Origin of the sequence: Neorhodopirellula pilleata, from assembly GCF_007859915.1 — a bacterium.
GTDB classification, from domain to species: Bacteria; Planctomycetota; Planctomycetia; order Pirellulales; family Pirellulaceae; genus Rhodopirellula; species Rhodopirellula pilleata.
In genome coordinates this window covers 183,488-205,892 of record NZ_SJPM01000012.1, presented here as the reverse complement: position 1 = coordinate 205,892, position 22,405 = coordinate 183,488, and the positions used below count along the sequence as shown (strand labels likewise).

The 22,405-nt window shown below is 56.1% G+C and carries 21 protein-coding genes and 1 tRNA gene; 16 read left to right on the top strand and 6 right to left on the bottom strand.

From position 1 onward, the window contains the following. Positions 1 to 30 precede the first annotated feature (30 nt). The 7 genes from ilvC to ppdK all read left to right on the top strand — a co-directional run bounded on the left by ilvC (position 31) and on the right by ppdK (position 9,339). Positions 31 to 1,035, top strand: coding sequence for a ketol-acid reductoisomerase (gene ilvC, locus Pla100_RS23225; protein WP_146580644.1), 1,005 nt, complete (start codon positions 31 to 33; stop codon positions 1,033 to 1,035). Between the two features lie 31 nt (positions 1,036 to 1,066). Continuing rightward, positions 1,067 to 1,666 (top strand): DUF4254 domain-containing protein, encoded by a 600-nt coding sequence (locus Pla100_RS23220; protein WP_146580642.1) that lies wholly within the window; start codon positions 1,067 to 1,069, stop codon positions 1,664 to 1,666. A gap of 325 nt (positions 1,667 to 1,991) precedes the next feature. Further along, on the top strand, positions 1,992 to 3,824 hold the full coding sequence (locus Pla100_RS23215) for a SpoIIE family protein phosphatase (RefSeq protein WP_146580641.1): 1,833 nt from the start codon (positions 1,992 to 1,994) through the stop codon (positions 3,822 to 3,824). After that, positions 3,824 to 4,873 (top strand): SGNH/GDSL hydrolase family protein, encoded by a 1,050-nt coding sequence (locus Pla100_RS23210; protein ID WP_146580639.1) that lies wholly within the window; start codon positions 3,824 to 3,826, stop codon positions 4,871 to 4,873. Before Pla100_RS23215 ends, Pla100_RS23210 begins: the two co-directional genes overlap by 1 nt. Next, positions 4,870 to 6,012, top strand: coding sequence for a Gfo/Idh/MocA family protein (locus tag Pla100_RS23205; protein ID WP_146580637.1), 1,143 nt, complete (start codon positions 4,870 to 4,872; stop codon positions 6,010 to 6,012). The genes Pla100_RS23210 and Pla100_RS23205 overlap by 4 nt, the downstream gene beginning before the upstream one ends. Positions 6,013 to 6,089: 77 nt before the next feature. Beyond that, positions 6,090 to 6,470 (top strand): DUF2237 family protein, encoded by a 381-nt coding sequence (locus Pla100_RS23200; protein WP_146580635.1) that lies wholly within the window; start codon positions 6,090 to 6,092, stop codon positions 6,468 to 6,470. 220 nt (positions 6,471 to 6,690) lie between these two features. Next, the gene (ppdK, locus tag Pla100_RS23195) at positions 6,691 to 9,339 is read left to right on the top strand and encodes a pyruvate, phosphate dikinase (RefSeq protein ID WP_197168178.1); all 2,649 of its coding nucleotides are present in this window, start codon (positions 6,691 to 6,693) and stop codon (positions 9,337 to 9,339) included. Positions 9,340 to 9,516: 177 nt separating this feature from the next. Here the strand turns inward: ppdK and Pla100_RS23190 are convergent, their stop codons facing one another. From Pla100_RS23190 to tig, 3 genes are all read right to left on the bottom strand, one after another. Continuing rightward, on the bottom strand, positions 9,517 to 10,242 hold the full coding sequence (locus Pla100_RS23190) for a histidine phosphatase family protein (protein WP_146580631.1): 726 nt from the start codon (positions 10,240 to 10,242) through the stop codon (positions 9,517 to 9,519). Positions 10,243 to 11,059: 817 nt separating this feature from the next. Then, on the bottom strand, positions 11,060 to 11,479 hold the full coding sequence (locus tag Pla100_RS23185) for an SDR family oxidoreductase (RefSeq protein WP_261344818.1): 420 nt from the start codon (positions 11,477 to 11,479) through the stop codon (positions 11,060 to 11,062). Positions 11,480 to 11,733: 254 nt separating this feature from the next. Beyond that, positions 11,734 to 13,248 carry a trigger factor gene (gene tig, locus Pla100_RS23180; protein ID WP_146580628.1) on the bottom strand — a complete coding sequence of 505 codons (1,515 nt, stop codon included), beginning with the start codon at positions 13,246 to 13,248 and terminating at the stop codon, positions 11,734 to 11,736. 239 nt (positions 13,249 to 13,487) lie between these two features. Here tig and Pla100_RS23175 point away from each other — a divergent pair. After that, positions 13,488 to 13,560: transfer RNA gene (locus tag Pla100_RS23175), tRNA-Gly, on the top strand. A gap of 72 nt (positions 13,561 to 13,632) precedes the next feature. Here Pla100_RS23175 and Pla100_RS23170 read toward each other — a convergent pair. After that, entirely contained in the window at positions 13,633 to 14,217 is a 585-nt protein-coding gene (locus Pla100_RS23170) for an anthranilate synthase component II (protein WP_146580626.1), read from the bottom strand. 197 nt (positions 14,218 to 14,414) lie between these two features. On the opposite strand from Pla100_RS23170, the gene Pla100_RS23165 reads away from it, so the two are divergent. The 7 genes from Pla100_RS23165 (at position 14,415) to Pla100_RS23135 (ending at position 18,355) form a co-directional block, all read left to right on the top strand. Continuing rightward, positions 14,415 to 14,954 (top strand): DUF2617 family protein, encoded by a 540-nt coding sequence (locus Pla100_RS23165; protein WP_197168175.1) that lies wholly within the window; start codon positions 14,415 to 14,417, stop codon positions 14,952 to 14,954. Positions 14,955 to 14,960: 6 nt separating this feature from the next. Then, positions 14,961 to 15,830 carry a HisA/HisF-related TIM barrel protein gene (locus tag Pla100_RS23160; protein ID WP_197168174.1) on the top strand — a complete coding sequence of 290 codons (870 nt, stop codon included), beginning with the start codon at positions 14,961 to 14,963 and terminating at the stop codon, positions 15,828 to 15,830. A 180-nt stretch (positions 15,831 to 16,010) separates the two neighbouring features. Next, positions 16,011 to 16,349 (top strand): prepilin-type N-terminal cleavage/methylation domain-containing protein, encoded by a 339-nt coding sequence (locus Pla100_RS23155; RefSeq protein ID WP_146580620.1) that lies wholly within the window; start codon positions 16,011 to 16,013, stop codon positions 16,347 to 16,349. A gap of 179 nt (positions 16,350 to 16,528) precedes the next feature. Next, a complete protein-coding gene (locus Pla100_RS23150) occupies positions 16,529 to 17,011 on the top strand; it encodes a GspH/FimT family pseudopilin (RefSeq protein WP_146580619.1) in 483 nt (160 codons plus the stop codon). 14 nt (positions 17,012 to 17,025) lie between these two features. Continuing rightward, positions 17,026 to 17,445 carry a hypothetical protein gene (locus Pla100_RS23145; RefSeq protein WP_231603427.1) on the top strand — a complete coding sequence of 140 codons (420 nt, stop codon included), beginning with the start codon at positions 17,026 to 17,028 and terminating at the stop codon, positions 17,443 to 17,445. Further along, on the top strand, positions 17,442 to 17,990 hold the full coding sequence (locus Pla100_RS23140; RefSeq protein ID WP_231603425.1) for a hypothetical protein: 549 nt from the start codon (positions 17,442 to 17,444) through the stop codon (positions 17,988 to 17,990). The genes Pla100_RS23145 and Pla100_RS23140 overlap by 4 nt, the downstream gene beginning before the upstream one ends. Further along, entirely contained in the window at positions 17,987 to 18,355 is a 369-nt protein-coding gene (locus Pla100_RS23135) for a hypothetical protein (protein WP_146580617.1), read from the top strand. Before Pla100_RS23140 ends, Pla100_RS23135 begins: the two co-directional genes overlap by 4 nt. Before the next feature lie 131 nt (positions 18,356 to 18,486). On the opposite strand, the gene Pla100_RS23130 is transcribed toward Pla100_RS23135, so the two are convergent. Further along, on the bottom strand, positions 18,487 to 19,596 hold the full coding sequence (locus Pla100_RS23130) for a DUF4261 domain-containing protein (protein ID WP_146580615.1): 1,110 nt from the start codon (positions 19,594 to 19,596) through the stop codon (positions 18,487 to 18,489). Positions 19,597 to 19,925: 329 nt separating this feature from the next. Here Pla100_RS23130 and Pla100_RS23125 point away from each other — a divergent pair, with 329 nt between their 5' ends. After that, positions 19,926 to 20,558 (top strand): response regulator, encoded by a 633-nt coding sequence (locus tag Pla100_RS23125; RefSeq protein ID WP_146580613.1) that lies wholly within the window; start codon positions 19,926 to 19,928, stop codon positions 20,556 to 20,558. 488 nt (positions 20,559 to 21,046) lie between these two features. Here Pla100_RS23125 and Pla100_RS23120 read toward each other — a convergent pair whose 3' ends face one another. After that, the gene (locus Pla100_RS23120) at positions 21,047 to 22,330 is read right to left on the bottom strand and encodes a DEAD/DEAH box helicase (protein ID WP_197168173.1); all 1,284 of its coding nucleotides are present in this window, start codon (positions 22,328 to 22,330) and stop codon (positions 21,047 to 21,049) included. Positions 22,331 to 22,405: the final 75 nt, after the last annotated feature.

The following is a 22,405-nucleotide window of genomic DNA, read 5'->3' as shown; positions in this document are numbered from 1 at the left end:
CCGCCCGTACTTTACAAGGTTTTAAAACTGATGGCCGCCACGATTTATTACGACAACGACGCCGATCTGTCGCACCTCAAGGGTAAGAAAATTGCCATTTTGGGCTACGGCTCCCAAGGTCACGCTCAGGCTCAAAACCTCCGCGACAGCGGTTGCGAAGTCATCATCGGGCAGCGTCCTGGCAGTCCAAATTATGACTTGGCCGTCTCCCACAAGTTCGAACCGATGCCGATCGCCGAAGCCGTTAAGGCCGCCGACGTGATCAACATTTTGTTGCCTGATGAAGTCCAAGGCGACATTTTCCGTGATCACATCCGTGACAACCTGTCGACCGGCAACGTGCTGATGTGCTCGCACGGGTTCAATATTCATTTCGGTCAGATCGAACCGCCCAAAGGTATCGACACGCTCTTGGTCGCGCCCAAAGGACCGGGCCATCTGGTCCGCAGCGAGTACGAAAAAGGCGGCGGCGTGCCATCCTTGATTGCACTCGGCGAAGGAGCCTCCGAATCGACCAAGCAAATCGGATTGGCCTATGCGAAGGGCATTGGCGGTACTCGTGGTGGTGTGATCGAAACCACGTTCGCCGAAGAAACCGAAACCGACCTGTTCGGTGAACAAGTTGTTCTTTGCGGCGGAGTCAGCGAACTCGTTAAAGCCGGTTTTGAAACGCTGGTCGAAGCCGGATATCAGCCCGAAATGGCTTATTTCGAATGCATGCACGAACTGAAGTTGATCGTCGACTTGCTCTACCAAGGCGGCCTGAGCTACATGCGATATAGCATCTCTAACACGGCCGAGTACGGCGATTACGTTTCCGGTCCGCGGATCATCACCCCCGAAACCAAGGCGGAGATGAAGAAGATTTTGAACGAAATCCAGTGCGGCGAATTCGCTCGGAAGTGGATCAGCGAGAACCGTGCCGGTGCCCCGTTCTTTAAGGCCACCCGTCGCCGCGAACGATTGCACCAGGTCGAACAAGTCGGCATGGGGCTTCGCCGCATGATGAGCTGGATCGACGAAAAAGAGGTTTGATCCCCTGAGTCCTCTGCCGCCGGTCACGCGGTTGACCGAAATTCAAGTCGAGTGCGTCCAGCGATGGCATCGCGAACCGATTACCAATCCGTTCGACGACTCGGATGAATTCGAATTCGAAAAACTCGTGTGTCGACAACACGAGTTCAACTTTCGGCTTTGGCACGAGGAGGACCTCGCCCGCAGCCCCGAGGCGACCGACGAACGGATCGCTACGGTCAAGCGGGCAATCGATCGCTGGAACCAACAACGCAACGACGCGATCGAACAGCTCGACGATTTCATCGCGGATTTGTTAGCAAAAGTCGCAATCACGACTGGCGCGGCCGCGCCCATGAACACGGAGACCCCCGGCAGTGCGATCGATCGGCTCTCGATCATGGCCCTTCGGCTGTACCATTACGCCGAGCAACTCGAACGGGTCGAGGCGGACGCCACCCACATGGCAAGAGTCGCCGCGCGGATCGAGATTTGCCGATCTCAACACGCCGACCTTTCCAATAGTTTGCAAACGTTGATCGACGATTTGTTCGCCGGCCGTAAGCGGCATAAAACGTATCGTCAGATGAAAATGTACAACGATCCGTCGCTCAATCCCGCGATCTACGGCTCGGGCAACGCAAGCGGCTGATGAGTCCCTCGCCAGGAATCCTCTGCTCACCGGCGTGTTGATTGAGTGCACGTTTGGGCGTTTTCGTTTAACGGCAAGCCGCAGGCGCCTGCGTTTTCAAACTCTGTCGCCTGCGGCTTGCCGTTAAACGATTCAATCAACAGACCGTCACGCGTCGGGTTAGGGAATCAGGAAGTTATTTCCGAACGCGTCCTTACCGAAACTCTTGGCAATTTTCGCTACGGCGGGACCTGCGGCAGTTCCGCGAATGTTCGCCCGGTGCATTTGATTGCCAACGTGCTAGAATGCTCGCTTCAAATCATTTCGATTCGGACTGGGATTTGCGATGGCACATGTGACTACTTCGATCAACGGCACCCCTTCGGATCAATTCGAATTGGATCGGGATGAGATGCGGATCGGTCGGCACCCCGAATGCGACATTGTTGTCGATGCCGGTGCGGTCAGCCGCTACCACGCGAAACTCGTCCGGGCGGCTAAGGACTGGACGATCGAAGACCTTGGCAGCCGCAACGGTACGTTCCTCAACGGCCAGCTACTATCCCGTCCTCATGTTCTTTCCCAAGGTGACCGCATCCGGATCAGCGAAGTGGAACTGGTTTTCCACGACGACCAAGTCCCCGAGTTTGCGCGCGGCACCAGCGCGATGACTTTTGACGGTTCCAATTTCGGGATCCAGATGGTCGACGAGACCGACTCGAGCGCCAGCGGGCTGTCCAAGGTGGAATTTCGCAGCAGCGACGACGGGCTGAAAATGACCGCCACGCCGGAAGCCAAGCTGGCGGCATTGCTTGCGATCAACCGCAACCTGACCGGCGCGATCTCGATCGACGAAGTGCTACCCAAGGTGCTCGGTAGCTTGTTCGAAGTCTTCCCCTCGGCCGACCGCGGTTTCGTGGTGATGGAAAGTTCCGAGGGCGCCTTGATCCCGCGATGGGTCAAGACTCGCAACAAGCTGGACGAGACCGAGACCGTCCGCATCAGCCGCACGATCATTCGCAAGACGATGGAAACCGGCGAGACGATCCTGTCGCTCGACGCAATGGACGACAGCCGTTTCGATAGCAGTGAGTCGATCGCCGACTTTTCGATCCGATCGATGATGTGCGCGCCGCTGCATGACGGCGACGGCAAAGCGATCGGGGCCTTGCAGATCGACTCGACTCAAGGCCGCGGCCAGTTTCGTGATGAGGACATCGACTTGTTGACCGGCGTTGCGGCCCAAGCCAGCGTCGTGATCAACAATGCGAGATTGCACGAGCAATCACTGCGTCAAAAGGAAGTCGAAGTCGACTTGAAATTGGCGACCGAAGTCCAGCAAGCGTTCCTGCCGTCGGTGCCTCCGGAGGTCCCGAGCTTCCGGTTGGAAAGTTTCTACCAAGCCGCCAATCACATCGGTGGGGACTACTTTGACTACGTCGAGTTGCCCGACGGCCGCGTCGGCGTGGTTGTCGCCGACGTAGTCGGTCACGGCGTCGCGGCGGCGATGTACATGGCCAAGTTAGCCGCCGAAACCCGGTTCTGCTTGGCAAGCGAGCCCGATCTCGCCAAAGCCATCGAACGGCTCAACGATTCGATGAGCCGGCTCGGCGTCGAACGATTCGTGACTTATCTGCTGGTTGTGATCGACCCCAATTCCAATTTCGTCTCGATCGTCAATGCCGGTCACATGGCACCGATCATTCGTCGGGCGGCCGACGGCACCATCGTCGAACCCGGTGAAGAAGAGTCGGGCTTGCCGATCGCGATTGACGAAGGGATGGAATACCAGGTCACCATGTGCGAGTTCCTCGAAGGCGATGTCGCGGTGCTCTACACCGACGGTGTCAACGAAGCGATGGACGCCGACGACGAAGAATGGGGCACTGAGCCGCTGCGCGACATCATTCGGCATACGATCGCGATGCCGGGTACCGGAGAAGTCGCCGCGACGTTGGTCAAGCAACGAATCGTCGAAGATGTTTTCAAACATATCGGCAAAGCTGACCAGTTCGACGACATGTGCATGGTCGTGATTGAACGCACCGAAAGCCTCGCCGCGACGCCAGGGCTTAATGAAACCGTCGGCAGCGATACCGATCAAACCACCGATGCGATCGATCCAGTCGAAACCGACTCGGCGCTGCCCGAGAAACGCAACTTAAACGATACCATTTGATGATTTCTTCAACCTGCAATGCTTGGCACCGTCCCATGTTCCAACCGTATCGCTGGGAGTTTCGACTGCGTTCTGTCTGCTTTGGCCTGATCTTCGTTTGGTTCGCCCCGCATCCGGTCGCTGCTCAGTCGCCCACTCAGCCGCCCGCTCAATCGCGCACTCTGGCTGAACAAATCTGTTCCTCCGAGCGAGTCGTCTTTTTGGGTGACAGCATTACCTTCCAGGGCGATTATGTCGCTTTGATTGATGCTTATCTGCAATCGCATGCTTGCGGATCGCCTGCGCCGATGGTCATCAACGTGGGATTGCCCAGTGAAACGGTTTCCGGGTTGAGCGAAGAGGGGCACGCCGGCGGAAAATTCCCTCGCCCCGATCTGATGGAGCGTTTGGTGCGAGTTCTTGACACGACCAAGCCAAGTTTTGTTTTCGCGTGCTATGGAATGAACTGCGGTATTTACCAGCCAGTTTCCGCGGATCGAATGCAAGCCTATCGTGACGGCATTACACGGCTCCGAGATGAACTAACTCAGCGTGGTGTCCCCTTGGTCCTGATGACTCCGGTTGTGTTTGACAACCAAATCGCAAAAGCCAAAGGGAGCTTCGAGTACTGGCAATACGATGACACCCTAACCGCGTACAGCGAGTGGTTAATGTCATTAAACAAACAAGGACAGCCGGTGATCGACCTGCACACTTGTTTTAGCAAGCAACTCCAGGCACGCCGCGAGGACGATCCGAGCTTCACGTTTCAAACAGACGCCGTCCATCCAAGTCTGGAAGGTCACGAGGTGATCGCCGACTGCGTCGTCGAATGGCTGCGAAGCCATGGTGTCGGCTCGTCCGATTCAATTCCAAGCGTCGCGGATGAAAAGAGGCTGAAATTGTTTCAACAGAAAATGCGTTTGCTCCGCGATGCCTACGTCGCCGCCGCCGGGCACAAGCGACCGGGCATCAAAGCAGGTTTGCCGATCGACCAAGCGATCGAGCAGGCGAACCAATTGCAAGAACAGATCAACCTTTCCTTCTCCGGATCCAACACGAATCCATGACAAAAAAAATCTGCCGTTGGGGCTTTATCGGTGCCGCCGCGATCGCCCGCAAGAACTGGAAAGCCGTTCGAATGAGCGGCAACAGTGTCGTTGCGGCTGTGGCCAGTCGCGATGTCAGTCGGGCCGAAGCGTTCATCCATGACTGTTCGCTCGAATGCCCGCCGGTCATCGAACAGGAGGACGAGCACCCCACGCTAACACGTCCTCTTGCGATCGGTGATTATCAAGAGCTAATCGACCGAGATGACATCGATGCGGTGTATATCGCGCTGCCGACATCGCTTCGCAAAAAGTGGGTGATCGCCGCCGCCAAAGCTGGCAAACACGTGTTGTGCGAAAAGCCGGTCGCCGTTCACGGTGATGACGCCGAAGAAATGATCCAAGCGTGTCGCGAGGCGGGCGTGGGTTTCATGGACGGCGTGATGTTCGATCACTCGGCGCGGTTGCCGGAACTGCGTCGCTCGCTCAAGGATCCCGATCGGTTCGGGACGCTGCGTCGCATCCAAACGCATTTTTCGTTTTGCGGTGATGACTCCTTCGATCAATCCAACATCCGCGCCAGCGCGGAATTGGAACCGCACGGCTGCCTGGGAGATTTGGGTTGGTATTGCATCCGCATGAGTTTGTGGGCATCAGGATTTCAAATGCCGATCGCCGTCGCCGGTCGTTCGATCCGAACCCTGGATGAGGGTCGCGTGCCGAGCGAATTCCAGGGCGAACTGCGTTTCGAAGGTGATTTGTCGGCTGGATTTTTCTGTTCGTTCCACTGCGTCAATCAACAAACCGCTACCCTCTCGGGCGACCGAGGGTACATCACGATCGACGACTTTGTACTGCCGTTTGTCGACGCCGAAGTCAAATGGCAAACCAACACGCACGACCTACAAATTCATAATTGCCGTTGGAACTTCGGTCGTCACTCCACCTCGCACGCGGTCAAAGAGCATGCCAGCGGCGAGCCGGATTCACAAGAAGTCCGCATGATCCGCAACTTCGCCGTCGACGTGTTGCAAAACTCCCATCACATCGCCCCAGGCAGCATTCATGCGGCCGACGTGGCACTCAAGACGCAGCGAGTCCTCGACGCGCTGCGACGCAGCGATGCGGAATTCGGAGCCTGGGTGTCGCTCGAGGAATGACCGGCCACAGTCACCAGCCCTGATTTTTTCAATTTGACGTACCACTACCTCGTGCGCGATTCTCTCGATTACCCACCATGCCCGCATCCAAAGCCAAAAACGTCCTCGGTACTGAACTTCAAGTCTGCAGCACCGATCCGATGACCGGGTTCTATCGCGATGGTTGTTGCAACACCGGCGGCCAGGACGTCGGTCTGCACGTCGTGTGCGCCGAAATGACGGCTGAATTCCTCGAGTTCAGCCGCGACCGGGGCAACGACTTGAGCACCCCGGTCCCCATGTATGAGTTCCCGGGGCTGCATCCTGGCGATCGTTGGTGCTTATGCGCGGCCCGATGGAAGGAAGCCTATGATGCCGGCAAAGCGCCCAAGGTCCATCTTGCCGCAACGCATATTTCGGCGTTGGAATTCGCCAACCTCGAAGAGCTTCAGCAGTACGCGACCGACGAAGACGGCTGAAATGTTGGAAAAAGCGGGTATTCTGCGCCGGATTGGGCGTCTGTCTGATTGACCGAAATGGCGTCGGCAAATAGGCTTTGCGGCAATTGGCGTTATCCCATTGAACACCCGATCCAACTCACCCCCACAGGGACAAATTTCGACGATGGCTAAGTCTACGAAAGCTGTGAAGTCCACCCGAGCTGCGAAATCAACCAAAGCAGCTGCTAAACCCGACAAGATGGTCTATTACTTCGGCAAATCCAAGACCGAAGGCAAAGGACTGGCCAAGACGCTGCTAGGCGGTAAAGGCGTGAACCTCGCCGAAATGACGTCGATCGGTCTGCCGGTTCCTCCCGGGTTCACCATCACCACGGAAGTCTGTGGCGACTACTACAAGCACGGCAAGCAATTACCAAAGGGCTTGATGGAAGAGTGCCACGACGCGATCGCCCAACTCGAACAAGAACTCGGCAAGAAGTTCGGCGACAACGATAACCCGCTGCTCGTTAGCGTTCGTTCCGGGGCTGCGGTCTCGATGCCCGGCATGATGAACACGATCCTCAACCTGGGGCTCAATGACGCGGCCACCGAAGGTCTCGCCAAAGCGACCAAGAACGAACGTTTCGCCTACGACGCCTACCGCCGCCTGATCAACATGTACGGCGACGTCGTGATGGGCTTGTCCCACCACAGCTTCGAGGAAGCTTTCGACAAGATCAAGAAAAAATACAAAGTCACCGAGGATACCGAAGTCCCCGCCGAAGGACTCAAGGAACTCTGCGAAGCCTATAAAGATGTCTACAAGAAGTCGGCCGGCGAAGACTTCCCGCAGGATCCGATCAAGCAATTGCAACTGGCCATCGAGTCCGTTTTCGGATCCTGGCACGCCGACCGCGCGATCTCGTATCGCCGAATCGAAGCCGCCAAGGGCAACACCGAAATCGCCAACCTGATCGGTACCGCCGTCAATGTGCAAGCGATGGTGTATGGCAACATGGGTGACGATTCGGGAACCGGTGTCGGATTCACTCGCGACCCGAACACCGGACTAAACAAGTTCTACGGCGAGTTCTTGATCAACGCCCAAGGTGAAGACGTTGTCGCCGGGATCCGCACTCCGCAGCCGGTCGCCGAGATGGGCAAGTGGGACAAAGCGGCCCACAAAGAGTTGATGGAAATCAAGGACAAACTCGAAACGCATTACAAAGAAATGCAAGACATCGAGTTCACCATCGAAAAGGGCAAGTTGTACATGTTGCAAACCCGAACGGGTAAACGCAACGGTATCGCCGCTGTGAAGATCGCCTGTGACATGGTCAAGGAAGGTTTGATCACCGAAAAAGAAGCCGTCTTGCGTGTGCCCGCTTCGGACCTGACGCATTGCTTGTTGCCGTCGTTCAAACCGACCGCCCGCAACGCCGCCGATGTGCTGTGCCGCGGCTTGAATGCGTCTCCCGGTGCTGCGGTGGGCAAGCTGGTCTTTACGGCCGTCGAAGCTCGTGAGCGATTCGAAGCTGGTGAAGACGTGATTTTGGTCCGTCGCGAAACCAGCCCTGAAGACGTCGAAGGCATGTCCGCCGCCGTCGGGATTTTGACCAGCACCGGCGGGGCAACCAGTCACGCCGCCGTGGTCGCCCGAGGTTGGGGAAAGTGCTGCGTCGCGGGCGCTAGCGATGTCGAAATCAATGAAAAGGCCAAGACGATCACTGTCAATGGTCGCAAGTTTACCAACAAAGATACCATCAGCCTCGACGGCACGACCGGCGAGGTGATGGCGGGCGAAGTCGAAACTCAAGAACCCAAGCTCTCAGGCGATTTCGCCAAGCTGATGGAGTGGGCCGACAAGTATCGCACGATGAAGATTCGCACCAACGCCGATTCGCCCGCCGACGCCAAGCGAGCCCGCGAGTTCGGTGCCGAAGGCATCGGGCTGTGCCGCACCGAGCACATGTTCTTTGAAGCCGATCGGATCATTCACATGCGTTCGATGATCCTCGCCGACGATGAAACCGATCGTCGTGCGGCGCTAAAGAAGCTGCTTCCGTTCCAGCGCAAGGACTTCGAGGGCATCTTCAAAGCGATGGCGGGCTTGCCCGTGACCATCCGTCTGTTAGACCCACCGCTGCACGAATTCTTGCCGCACGAAGCCGCAGCTCAAAAAGACATGGCGACGGAACTTGGCGTTAAACCCGCCGACATCAAAAAACGCAGCGAAGCGTTGCACGAGTCCAACCCGATGCTCGGTCACCGGGGATGCCGCCTCAGCGTGACGTATCCGGAAATCTTGGAAATGCAAGTTCAAGCGATCGTCGAAGCAGCCATTATTTGCGCCAAGAAGAACATTGATGCTCAGCCAGAGATCATGATCCCATTAGTCGGAACCGCCGCCGAGCTACGCATCCTGCGAGCCAAAGTGGAAGAAACGATCGAAGTGACCAAGGCCGCCAAGAAGCACGAAGGTGAACTCAAGATCTTGATCGGCACGATGATCGAGATCCCACGTGCGTGCTTGACGGCCAACGAAGTCGCCGAGTACGCCGACTTCTTCAGCTTCGGCACGAACGACTTGACTCAAATGACGTTCGGCTATAGCCGTGACGATGTCGGTGGGTTCTTGCCGGATTACATCGAGCACAAAATTGTTCCGGTCGATCCGTTTCAATCGCTCGACCAAGCTGGCGTGGGACAACTCGTTGAAATGGGTGTCACGAAAGGACGCAGCGTCAAGAGCAAGTTAAAGATCGGCATCTGTGGCGAGCACGGCGGTGACCCATCATCGATCGGATTCTGCAACAGCACCGGACTGGACTATGTTTCCTGCAGCCCGTTCCGAGTGCCGATCGCCCGTCTCGCCGCCGCCCAAGCGGCACTGAAACAGGCCAAGTAAGCAGTCACTGCCACGATAGGCTGGTCACACCAGCCTATGCGTTCATGCACGTGCGAAATTCATTTTCGGCAATCACCCTCCATCCGTGAGGGTGATTCCGTTCAGAAGATGGTCTCGGGCTTGATCGGCAAGACATCGGCGGGCGATCAATTGCCCAGCCTTAGCCGGAGACGGTAACTACCACTCTCGACCGGTGATCAGCCTTGGGGGCAGATGGGTGACACTATTGAGATAACCCAATCGCCATCGGCCGTGATCAGGTGAGCCACTGTATTGGAGTTCGGTGACCGACGTGTTGGCAATCGGCCCAACGGCATCGAGGTCAAGAATGTCGCTGAGCATGAGTTGCAATAGTTCACGCTTGAAGTCGGCGTGCACGACCAAGGCGACCGAACCGCCCGTCCCGGCAAACGTTCGGATCAAGCGTTCGTTGACTTGGATCGCGCGTTCTCGGGTTTGCTCGAGAGCCTCCCTTGGTCGCCCGCCCCACCATCCGTCGACGCCGATTTGTGAATCGATGACCAACCAATCATCCGATGAATCGGCGACCGAGGGCGTGCCGAAGAATTGAACGATTTGATCGCGATTCAGCCCCGGTGCCCCTGCAAAATTGGATTCATGGTGACCGTGATAACAACCGCCGGATTCAAAAATGTCGTGCCAGACTTCCGTGCGTCGTCCTCGTGCTCGCAGGATTCCTTGAGCGGTTTGCAAGGTTCGCTGAAAGGGGCTCGTGATCAGCAATTCCAATCGCAAGGTTTTCATCCAATCGGCAAGATACTGAGTCTGCAAGTGACCGCGCTGAGTGATCCGAGGGTCACATACTCGCTCGTGAACGGGACGTGCGTTGTTCTCACTTTCGGCGTGCCGAATCAGGTGTACCGAGAACGCTTGGCTGTTCATTAAGTTGGAGATGCAAATGCTTAGGTAATGGACTCGAACAGTGACGGATCTTTGGGAGCATCCGATGTCAGATGGCGTCGTATTTGAGCCTATTTTGAGTGAGGTTGAAACAAGCACAACGATCAACGGCATGTTGGTCGAAGGTAACCGGAAGCTTGACGGGCTATCGATTTTGTTCTCATAGAAGCCCGACGTGTGAACCAGGAATAACTAATATTGACTAATCCCTCGCTCTGCGGCGTGTTGATTTAGTGCGTTCGTCAGTTTTTGTGAGCCGATGGCGCTAGCGGGCTGTTGATTTAATCGTAACCCGAAGCGTCAGCGAGGGATTCATCACCATTAAGTCCTTTGTATGTATCCCTCGCTCACGCTTCGGGTTTCGATGAGGACTAAATCAACAGCCCGCTAGCCACGGGTTCCGAATGGTGGCTTATTTGCAGTAAAGCCCGCGGCTAGCGCCGTCGGCTCACTAAATCAACACGCCGTTTGGCGTCGGGTTACGATTAAGTCAATAGGCCGGTGAGTTTTGAGGTTGCGATAATCGTCGCTCGAGCTCGAAATGCATGGTCAAGGGCCGCCTCTAGGTAGCGCCAATCAGCGATTTCTTCCAACGCAGAGCCCGCTGAGACGCAGAGGATCGCAGAGCTCGGTGACGTCGATGAGCTCGTCGGGCTTTAGTTCTGCGGCCCTCTGCGCCTTGGCGAACTCTGCGTTTAAACGTTAGCAGTGACTCTTACGCTAGGCCCGCAATCAAGTGGATTCGCGACATTGCCGACGAACCAGGCATGCCTTTAGGTTTGTTCGGTGAAATTCCCGCTTACTGCAGCAATGATTGGGCCCCGTCGATCCAGACCGGTGTACCGGTAATGTGCGAGGCCAAATCACTGAGCAGGAACACCGCCATAGCGGCAACATCCTCGGGATCACCCATCTCGCCCTGTGTCAGCGGGATCGGCCCCTCGGGATACTCCGTGGGGGTTTCAATCTTGTCGAGATTCTCCCGCTCGGTCTTTTCGTGAATGTTCGAATGGATGCCGCCGGGGCAAATCACATTAACGCGAATTTTGCTGGGGGCGAGTTCCATCGCAAGCATTTTCCCGAACGCGAGTTGTCCGGCCTTGCTGCTGGCGTAGGCGCTCGCGCCTTCGTTGGTGAATGTGCGAGTGCCGTTGATCGATGACATGATGACGATGCTGCCTCGGCCTTGCTCGCGAAGATACGGTACCCCGTGATGAATGGTTAGTTGGCTTGTCTCTCACTTTGAATGGGGCGTTCGTATCGACCATCGGGAAGGACGTGGCAAACGCCATACCGATTTTGTCTCAACGGGCCAAGCCAGCACGACTGCGGCGAGTCGTGCCAGGGTAAGGGAGCAGCGAAACGAATTTCGCTACCCCAAGATTCAATCTCGGAGAAGCACTCGGTACACAAAAAAACGCGGCGAGTTGCCTCGCCGCGTTTCTGGTCTCAACATTGTTTCGAAAGAAAGAATCAGTCTTTCTCTTTTTCGATTTCCGGTTCCGACCCGGCACCCTTGGGGGTGTTGTCGTCATACTTGGCTTCTGGAATCGCATCGTGATCACGGGTCGTGATGACTTCGTGATAGATCGCGAATTCCTCGTCCTTGGATTCCGCTTTTTTCGTCACCGGTTCTTCGGTAACGTTGGCGGCGGCAACAATCGAATCGATCACTTTACGCTCGACGATTTGATTGCGTAGCCCATCCATTTGACCGGTTTTTTCGAACCGGGCGCGGATGCGACGCGGTGATTCATCACTTTGCTCGGCGATCAAAGCGATTTCGGCTTCGTATTCTTCTGGCAACGCATCGATCTTTTCGTCTTCGGCGATTTGTTCGAGGATGAAGTGCTCACGTAGTGAAGCCTCGGTGCCGGCCTGCAAGTTTTGGCGGTTGGCGTTAACGAATCGTCGGATCGTGTCTTCGTCGAATCCGCTACGACGGAACTCGATCACCTTACGATCAAGTTCGCGTCGGGTTTGACGTCGAACCAAAGTCGGTGGCAGATCGAATTCAGCCGACGCCAAGAGCTGACCGACGATCTCGGTTCGCAATGCCTGTTCGGTGCGGAAGTTGACCTGACGCTCCAGGGAGATTCGCACGAAGTCGCGGAGTTCCTGCTCGGATTCGAATTCGCCGAGTTCGTCAAGAAATTCCGGAGTCAGCTTGGGAAGCTCTTGCTTGAGGACTTCGACGACGGTGAAAGTCGCATCGACTTCTTTACCTTGTAATTCCTCGTTGGCATGTCCGGCACTGAGTTTGACCTTGCCGGTGATCGTGTCGCCTTCGCTGCATCCGCTCATTAGCTCGCCGAAGTTTTCGCAAACGCCGTCGGACAAGCTCAAGCGATTGGCTAACGTGACGCGTTCCTCGTCCATCTCTGACAACTTTTTGTCGCCGTCTTTAAAGACGCAGGTGACCAGTAGCTTATCGCCGAGCTCCGCAGGAGCGTCGCTCGCCTCGAGTGTCGCGTAGCGTCCCAGAACACGTTGCATCGCCACGTCGACGTCCGATTCCTCGATCGTTTCGACGGGTTTGGTCAACGACAGACCTCGCCAACTCGGCGTTTGGAATTCAGGGCGAACTTCGATTTTGAACTGATACTTGAATTCACCTTCGTCGGGCAATTCGATCGATTCGTAATCAAAATCTGGTTCGCCGATGGCCGAGAACTCCGCTTCCTCAGTGACTTGAGAAAGACTGTCCATCAACAACGAACCTTTGACCCGTTCGTGGATGCGTTCTTTGAATTGTTTTTCGACCAATTTTCGCGGGGCACGACCCGCGCGGAATCCGGGAACTTGAGCGTCCGTGACCAGTTCGTCGAACGCTTCCTTGAGGTACCGGTCGACCTCGCCGCGAGGGATCGAAACGATCACTTCTCGCAAGCAGGAGTGCGGTTTTTCCACGGTGACTTGCAGTTGCAACGCGGCTTTTTCAGGCGGCGTATCGCCGGCGGTGAGTTCGTTTTCGACGGACGTGGACATCCTGTGTTCTTACTTCTGGCCAGAGGAGGGCGTCCCGACGAAAATCGAGGAGCACCACGGAAGGGGATCAACTCGGAAGTGTAGTGTTTTGGAGCGCGAAATGGCAAGACGCCCCTCCCGCAGAACCCCAAAGTGGGGCTAAATCGGGAAAACCTGGATTCGAAGATGCGAAAAAGATGCCAAGACGGTCTTGTCACTTCGACGAACGACTTTATACTCTGACGCAACCAACCTGACATGCGGCTGTAGCTCAGTTGGCAGAGCATCACGTTGCCAACGTGATTGTCGTGGGTTCGAATCCCATCAGCCGCTCTTTAACGAAAAAAGCCACTTCCTGTCTCGGAAGTGGCTTTTTTTATGATGTGATTCCGGACCGTCGGGTTGTTACGAGCCCCAGTTGAGGAACCGGGTCAACAATTCTACGCCCGGTTGGGTTAAGAAGCTTTCCGGGTGGAACTGCCATCCTTCGAGTGGAAACTCACGATGGCGGACCCCCATGATCTGCCGGACGCCACCGGTGTCGGTCCATGCGGTGACCACCAATTCTTTCGGAAGTGTCGGCGGATCGATCACCAACGAGTGGTAGCGAGTCGCGACAAAGGGATTGGACAACTCCGCGAACAGTCCGCCGTTGTCGTGATGGATTTCATCCGTTTTGCCGTGCATGAGTTGCGGGGCGCGAACGATCGTACCTCCGTAGGCCTGACCGATCGATTGATGTCCCAAGCAAACGCCCAGCACGGGGATCTTGCCGGCGAAATGCTTCACGCACTCGACACTCACCCCCGCTTCGTTAGGCGTGCAAGGGCCGGGCGATACGAGCAGGCGGGCCGGCGCCATCTCGCGTATCTGGTCCAACGTGGCGTCATCGTTTCGGATCACTTTGACGTCAACGGAGGAATCGATTTCGCCCAAGCGTTGAACGAGGTTATAGGTAAACGAATCGTAGTTATCGATGACCAGCAGCATGGCGAAAACGCAATCAAAAGAGAGGGGCGTGTCAAGATGAATTCGAACCAGAACAAGAGAAAGGATATTCTTCGTCGCCTACCGCGTAAACGCTCTTTAGACTTCCCCGTCACCAAGCGTATAATTGACGACCCGGCGTGTCACTGTGGTGAGTTCCGGTTGCTTCCTTTTCATTCCACTTGTTTGGATTCATCGACGTGATTTCGGTTCGCCCAAAAGTCGCTGAACTTGCTTTTCATTTATTCAGCCGCCCGATTCATCCTGAACTGATCCTGGTTCACCAATCGCGTAAGATCGAGCGAGATCAGTACAGCGCCAAGATCGACATCACGAACTGCGGCCACGTGGTCACGTTCAATTCCGGCAAGGCGACATTGTGCGAAGTGGCCACCAGTGCGAGTCAGCCGTTACCGACGCGGCGATGTTTAATCCACCAATCGCTCAAGGGAAGCCGCACCGAAGAGGCGACGTGTCAAAGCGGTTTGGAGTATCGAAGCCATTTCCAATTGGAACGGGTCGGGGCAGAAATGTTCTGGATGGTCGGCCAGCAGCTCGGCAAAGGCCCGACCGAAGGGTTGTTGCATCAGTTCAGCTCGAGCGGACGGATGGCTCTCGGCGCGGTGAGCTATGTCAATATCGAAACCCGCCGCCGATCAATGCTCATTCAAGCGATCCATACGTTCCCCGACGATTACGCGATCGTCAAAGTGGAGTCCATTTACACCCTGCCGAGCTAAATCGGCGTGGACTGGAAATCCGTTGCAGATCGAATCGTCGGGGTGATCGATCTCAAGAACCATGTCGCCGTGCATGGAATCGCAGGCCAACGTCATCTCTATCGACCGGTCGAGCTATCTCGCTTCGCGAGCGGAAGCTCCTCACGAACAATCGACGGCGATGCCATCGGTTTGATCAATCACTATCGCCAACGAGGGATCCATCGGTTCTACGTCGCGGACTTGGATGCGTTGTCCGGGGGTGCCGTCCAAACCCGTCGTCTCGAAGACCTCATCGCGGATAGTCATGCTCATCACCGGCGACCGGGCGAGCAATGGATTCTCGATGTCGGCTTAAACGAAAACGTCGACGCGGATGATCTGGCTTGGCTGCTCGATCTCAACCGAAGATCTTGCGGTTCGATCTCGTGGGTCGTCGCCAGCGAATCCTCGTTAAGCGATCAAACGGTCTCCTCTCTCGCTAAAACCATCGATCCGGCATCGATGGTTTTGGGGATCGATCTTCGACAGGGAAAACTCAACGTCGGAACGACTGGTTTCGCGGGATCGAAAAAAAACGACCCGTCGGCGGACCCGATCGACCAGCGGACCGTCACCCAGCGGACCGTCACCCAGCGGACCATCACCCAGCGGACCCTGGACCAGTGGGTCGAGTCGGGACGCGAGGCTGGCGTCGAAGCGGCGTTGGTGCTGGACGTTTCCGCAGTCGGAACGGCTTCAGGGCCTGCGGCGATTGATTGTTGCCAGCAGTTGCACCAGAGATTCCCGTCCTGGCGATTGATTTCGGGAGGCGGTTGTCGCAGTGCCGCCGACGTGGCGACGTATCTTGAGGCCGGTTGTAACGAATGTTTGGTCGCGACCGCTCTGCATCGTTGACCGAAGGCGTGATCTAGCGTGCCTGAGCCAACTTCTTGAAAAAATTTCTCGGTCTGGGGGGATTTTCTGACCTAGGTTTGCTTCGTCGGGTTGTCGATGTCGACCGCCCATGTCGCCATCGTGTCATGTCGACAGTTTCCTTGCTATCACGTTTTGCCCAATCGAGTCGAAGCTCCTATCATGAAACGAAATCAAACAAAGAAGAACGGCTTCTCGCTGTTGGAAGTCATCGCCGCCGTGGTCATCTTGGCGGTTGTCGCGGCCGCCACCGTTGCCACCGTTGCCCCGATGCGGGCAAAGAGTGAAGCGAAGCTTGCGATCCAGGATGTCGCGTCGCTCAACGCGATGTCGCAAACCTACTATCTCGAAAACGGTCGCTTTCCGGCCAACGTGAACACATTGGTCAACGCAGGTTACATCTCCAACCAAACGCCAGCGGAACAAACACGCCTGCGAAAGTTGCGAACCTATCCGTACAACCGGGCCGACGGTCGTTTCAGCGAACCGACTACGCCGTAGTTCGTGACGAGTAATTGGTTCCCTCTAAGGATTGGAACCAATCGCGACAAATGACAAGGCTGAGGGCTTTCGCGCCTCTCCGGCCTGTTTATCACCGATCGGCAGTCTTTTCTCTCGGAGTTCGTTACGTGCTCATTGATCTCCGCAAACGCCAGGGCACTTCTTTATTGGAAGTATTCATGGTGCTTCTGATCCTGACCGGGTCGCTGTCGATCATGGGTGTTAGCGGTGCTTTTCACACTCGCACCGATTTAAAGCAAGACACCGACGAAGTGCTCCGCTGCGTTCGTCTTGCTCGCGAGACCGCCATCACGTGTGGTTGTGACATCCACATTCGAACCGCGAGGCGAACGCATCCCTCGTCGGGTCAACGCTGCGTCGTTGTCGAGTTGCTCGCTCAGCCGAGTCCGTATTCCGGCGCGGTCGACGCGTCCAATGCAAGCCATTTCGGACTCGTGTCAACGAACCCGAGTGAATGGATGGTCGATCCGATCTGGTTAGCGTCGACGACTCGATTGAACGCCGACACCAACGAGATTGTTTTCCAATCCGACGGGACGAGCACGCAGGATGCCAACTGGAGCCTGTCCAACGGTGGCGAATCGTACTCGATCCGAGTCGAGTCAGTGACCGGCAACATTCTGCTGGGAGGTTCGCCATGAGACGGAGGTTCGCCATGAGACAGTGGACAACTCAACGAAAGGGAGCATCGCTGATCGATGTTGCCGTCGGCGCGGCCGTGTTGTCGCTGGTCTTGATTCCCGCCATGCAATTGATGGGCAAGTCAACATCGCTGGTTTCCGACATGACCGTTAAAGAGGCCTTGCTGTTCGAGGCTGAACGCGCGATTCAGATGCAGATGATCGAACTGTGTGACGTAGGCGTGTTCGACCTTGCGAGCTCTCCAGGCGATCGACCGGTGACGGACAATCATTCCAAACAGTATCGAACTCGAACTCGATTGATTCGCGATCCTCAAATCGCCAATCTTTTGACGATTCATTGTGTGGCCTACCAAGACGCCAACGCGAACGGTCGCCTCGACGCCGACGAACTCGAGCAAACACTTCAAACCCAGTGGTGCCGCCCATCATGACGTCATCGACCACACATTGTTCGTCGATCCGGAGATCAGGGCTGAGCCTCATTGAAACGGTGGCATGCGTGGCGATCGTCGCGTCGATGGCCACTTCGATCGTCGGTCTGATGCAAAATTCGGCGAGGGTCGCCGCGTCGGCCCGGATGACCTCGGGGGCAGTCGCTCAAGGGCGTCAATCGCTTCGCGAACTGGCTGACCGTTTTCAAACGTGGGACCAGATCGGCGGCATTACCTCGATCAACGGTCGTACGATTCAAAGTGGCGCTCGCGTATACCAATTCGTCAAACAGTCTTCGCAGACCGGCGTGGGATCGGACTTGATCCTTAGGGACGATCTGGGAAACGAAACGACCTGTGTACTTGGATCATTCGTGGATATTCAACTCAATCCGATTCCCGGCAACACCTCCCCGAGCGGTGTCGAAATTCGTTTACGTCTTAAAAGGACTGATGATGAGGCGGCCAGCCTGCGGCCTGACGATCGGGAAGCTGACTTGAAAACGGCAGTCTGTTTTCCTCCTCAAATGCGAGCCCAACCATGAGTCACCGAAAAGGATCTGCGATCGTGCTAGCGATCCTCGCGATCGCGGTGGTTTCCTTGGCCGGGGTGACAATCGTGAGGTCACATCGACGCATGAACTTTCGCCAGTCCGCAGTGCAGGCCAGGACTCAAGGGCGTTTGATTGCCCATGGTTTGGTCCATCGAGAAATTGCCTTCCGGCGAGTCACCCCGAGCGGACCGACCGCGCCGATCGATCAAACGCTCAGTGATTTTCCCCTGTTCGAAAACGCCCAGTGCATCGCGAACAATGTTGATGTCGCCAATCAGATGATGGACACGTCGGTCATCTTATATCCCGGCGGGCCGCCGGCGGACGTCCGGCAACGTTTGGACATTGGTAACTAAGAGCCTATCCGAAAAGGGGTCTGACCCTCTCCGGCGAAACCAGAAACGCAATCAATATCGACTCGCCTCCAAAGGGTCAGACCCCTTTTCGGATAGGCTCTAAGATCCATCATTCGGTTTGAAGTCCGATTCTAGAAAGGAGCTGAATCGGGTGAATCGTCGTCGTCGTCCTCATCGTAATCATCCAAGAAATCATCGGAATATTCCGGTTCCGAATCACCCTGAACATGGTGATCGTCGAGAAAGTCTTCGTCGTCATGTTCGTCATCATCAAGTAAATCATCATCGAGTTCTTCGTCGCCGGGATCGAGCAAGTGCTCCGGCGGCGGATGATTGTCGCCTGGGATCCAACGGATCGTCGGCCGTGGTGGATCCGAAAGCGATTGAGCGCATTCAATGGCCGACCACAGGATCTCGCCCGGTCCGTCGGCGGTGTCTCCCGTGCAAACATCCTCATCTCCGGCGAGCAGGTACAAGGTCGCGTGTCGCAAGAAATTCTCAACCTCTCCCGGCGGATAGACTTCGCGTCGACAAACGGCTTCCATGTCCGGCAAATCGAACTGGCCGTTGCCGACGGTGTCCATCACCACCCATTTTTCGTCTTCGGAAAAAATGCGAACGTTGGTCCACATGTCCAGCGGCGGCAATTCGTGGCACCAAGCGTGATTGAGCCCCTGTCGAAGCAAGGTCGCGTCTCGAAGCACTTCGCCACCGGGATTGAAGTAGCAAAGTGCGTCGGGCGACTCGAGCAACGCCGCCACGGCGCGCGTCAACGTATCCAACTCCGACATCGAATCGTAATCGTCGGGTACCAACGGCAAGTCGTCGTCGTCTTCGTCGTCGGCGCCCAACACATAACTAATCAACAACCGAATGTGTGCCGTGTGTTCTTCGACCGCCGTTTGGGCCCCTTCCCACCCCCACGACTGCGAGGCGGCGCGTTCCAACCCGCCGGGAAACGCCAACGGGCCGAACTGACCGAGCGACCAAGCGACGAATCGTTCCGGCGATTCATCCGGATCGCCCATATCGTCGGGCCACGGAATCGACGTCGGCGTGACCAGCAAATGACCGCCCACTTCCGGACGAAAAGCATAGACCAGCGTTTCGGGAGCGTCCCCGTCGTCGGATTCCTGGCGGGCAACCAATTCAAAACTTTTCAGTCGCTCATGGATCTCGTCCAGGGGCATGGGGCGACGCAGCAGCACGCTCATGCCCTGTGTGAACAATCCTTTCGCCATCAACAAAACTCCGTAAAAACCCCCAATTTACGCCATACAGTCGTCGCTTGCGACCGATCGATTCACAAATATTCAAGCTCTGGGCAGGAAAACAGCAAGATTCTTCGCCCCCCCCCCAAAAAAAACGCTTTTGGACGGATCGAACAAACCGCCCCCAAGGGTGTATTATTGGTAATCCCCCAAAAAGCCGTGAACGTTTCGCGTACCTAGGGAAAGAACAATAAAATCCCCACCGTTGGTTGCCGTCTTGATACCATATCGAGGTAGCTGACCTGTGGATCACTATCCCCTCCCCCTCTCTTCTCTTCTCCATATAAAGGCAGAGACTTATGTCAAAACGACTACTAATCGTCGATGACCACGCCGTTTCAAGACTGGGCACGCGTGCTGCCCTCAGCGACACGGATATCGAAGTGGTTGGCGAAGCCACCAAAGCCGCTGAAGCCCTCGCGTTCGTCGAAAAATCCGTTCCCGATGCGATCCTGTTGGATATTCGCATGGAAGGTGGCGACGGCTTGAACACTTTGGGCCGAATCAAATTAGATCACCCCGACCTCCCCGTGCTGTTGTTCTCCGGATACGACAACCCGACCTACGTCGCCCGTGCGGTGGCTTTGGGTGCGGCGGGATACGTACTCAAGTCGGCACCAGTGGAGCGTTTGATCGAAGCGTTGAACCTGTGCTTCGCCGGCGAGCAATCCTGGACTCGCGAAGAACTTCGCCGAGTCACCGGTGCGTTGGCCACACCAAGGATGAATCAGGACATTGATGTCCCGCTGACTCAACGAGAAAGCGAAGTGCTGCGTCAAATGGCGTTGGGATTGACCAACAAAGAAATCGCCAAGATGCTCGGGATCAGCTATGAAACCGTCAAAGAGCACGTGCAGCATATCCTGCGCAAACTCGGTGTTTCGGACCGAACCCAGGCGGCCGTTTGGGCGGTTCGCAAGAACCTCGTCTAGTGGTTTGCCAGCCTGGTGGTTTGCCAAAGTAAAAATTCGGGTTACTGAAGCAACCCGATGGAGCTAGCGGGCTGTTGATTTAGTTTGCATCGCAACCCGAAGCGTAAGCGAGGGATACATCCAGAGAATTTAATTGCGTTGAATCCCTCGCTCACGCTTCGGGTTACGATTAAACCAACAGCCCGGTCAGCGAGGGATTGAACGCGATTAATTCTCTTTTGAGTATCCCTCGCTCACGCTTTTTGAAGTTGCGCTTTTTTCGTAACCCACTGCGTAAGCGAGGGATCATTGATTTGGACTGATCCCTCGCTCACGCTTCGGGTTTCGATGAGGACTAAATCAACAGCCCGCTATCGCGTCCGGCTCACCCTGAAATTCGATCTCGATGAAGCACACGTTCTGTGTGACGGTCAAATAAAAAACCTCTCGTTCGATTCGCTAACGCGATCGGACCAGAGGTTTTTTTGTTATCCGTAATCGGCTTCCGATCACACCGCAGCGTGACGGCCGGTTTTTTTGCTGTGATTGAAGCTGCGTCCGCCGCCGTTGGAGCGGCCACTACTACCACGTCCGCCGCCATTGCCGCCGCCTCCGCTTCGTCCGCCTCCGCCGCGTTGTTTCGGAGCACCCGATGGGGCCTCGAAGGCTTCTTCGGGATTCTCGACCGGGATCTTTTTGCCGATCAAACTTTCGATCGCACGCAACTCGTCTCGCTCGTCGCCGGTGCAGAACGAGATCGCGATTCCGGCTGCTCCGGCGCGGCCGGTCCGGCCGATGCGGTGAACGTAGCTTTCCGGTTCGACGGGCATGTCGAAGTTGATCACGTGGCTAACACCGTCGATGTCGATGCCGCGGGCCGCCACGTCGGTCGCGACCAACACGCCGATGTCATTGTTGCGGAACGCGAGCAGCGCCTTTTGACGCGCGTTTTGAGTTTTATTGCCGTGAATCGCGACGGCTTTGATCCCATCGCGTTCCAACTTGCGGACCAACGCGTTGGCACCGTGCTTCGTTCGCGTGAAGACGATCGCGCGATCGCACTCTTGGCTAGACAACAGCTTCGAGAGCGACGAAACCTTGTTGTCTCGTCGAACGATTCGCAAACGCTGTTCGATTAATTCCACGCTGGTTTTCTTGGGCGTGACGTTGATCGAAACGGGGTTGAACAGGAGCTTTTCGGCCAACTCTCGGATCTTCGGTGCCAACGTGGCCGAGAAGAACAACGATTGTCGTTGTCCGGGCAGCTTAGCGATGATTTTGTTCAGCGCGGGCAGGAAGCCCATGTCCATCATCCGATCGGCTTCGTCGAGAACGAAGATTTGAACGTCGCGGAGATCGACGTGACCTTGGTCCATCAAGTCGATCAACCGGCCTGGGGTGGCGATCAAAACGTCGACGCCTTGTCGCAACGAGTTGACCTGGTTGCCTTGACCGACGCCACCGTAAACGAGGGCGGATCGGAACTTCATGTGTTTGCCATAACGGCGAAAACTTTCTTCAATTTGGATCGCCAATTCACGAGTCGGTGCGAGCACCAAGGTCGTCGGGCGATTGGGGTTGGCACGTGGTTTTTCGTGGCCGAGGAAATCCAAGATCGGGATCGCGAACGCGGCCGTCTTGCCGGTTCCGGTTTGGGCACATCCGAGGATGTCCTGCCCGGCGATCCCCGGCGGAATCGCCTGGGCTTGGATGGGGGTGGGGGTGGTGTAGTCTTGATCAGCGAGCGCCTTCTTAACGGGCGCAAAGAGATCCATCGATTCAAACGTGTTCAAAATTTTCTATCACATTGTGAGAAAGCTAATAAGAGAGTGGCCGTTGCCACTTCTGGAAACTTCGGACTAACAAGA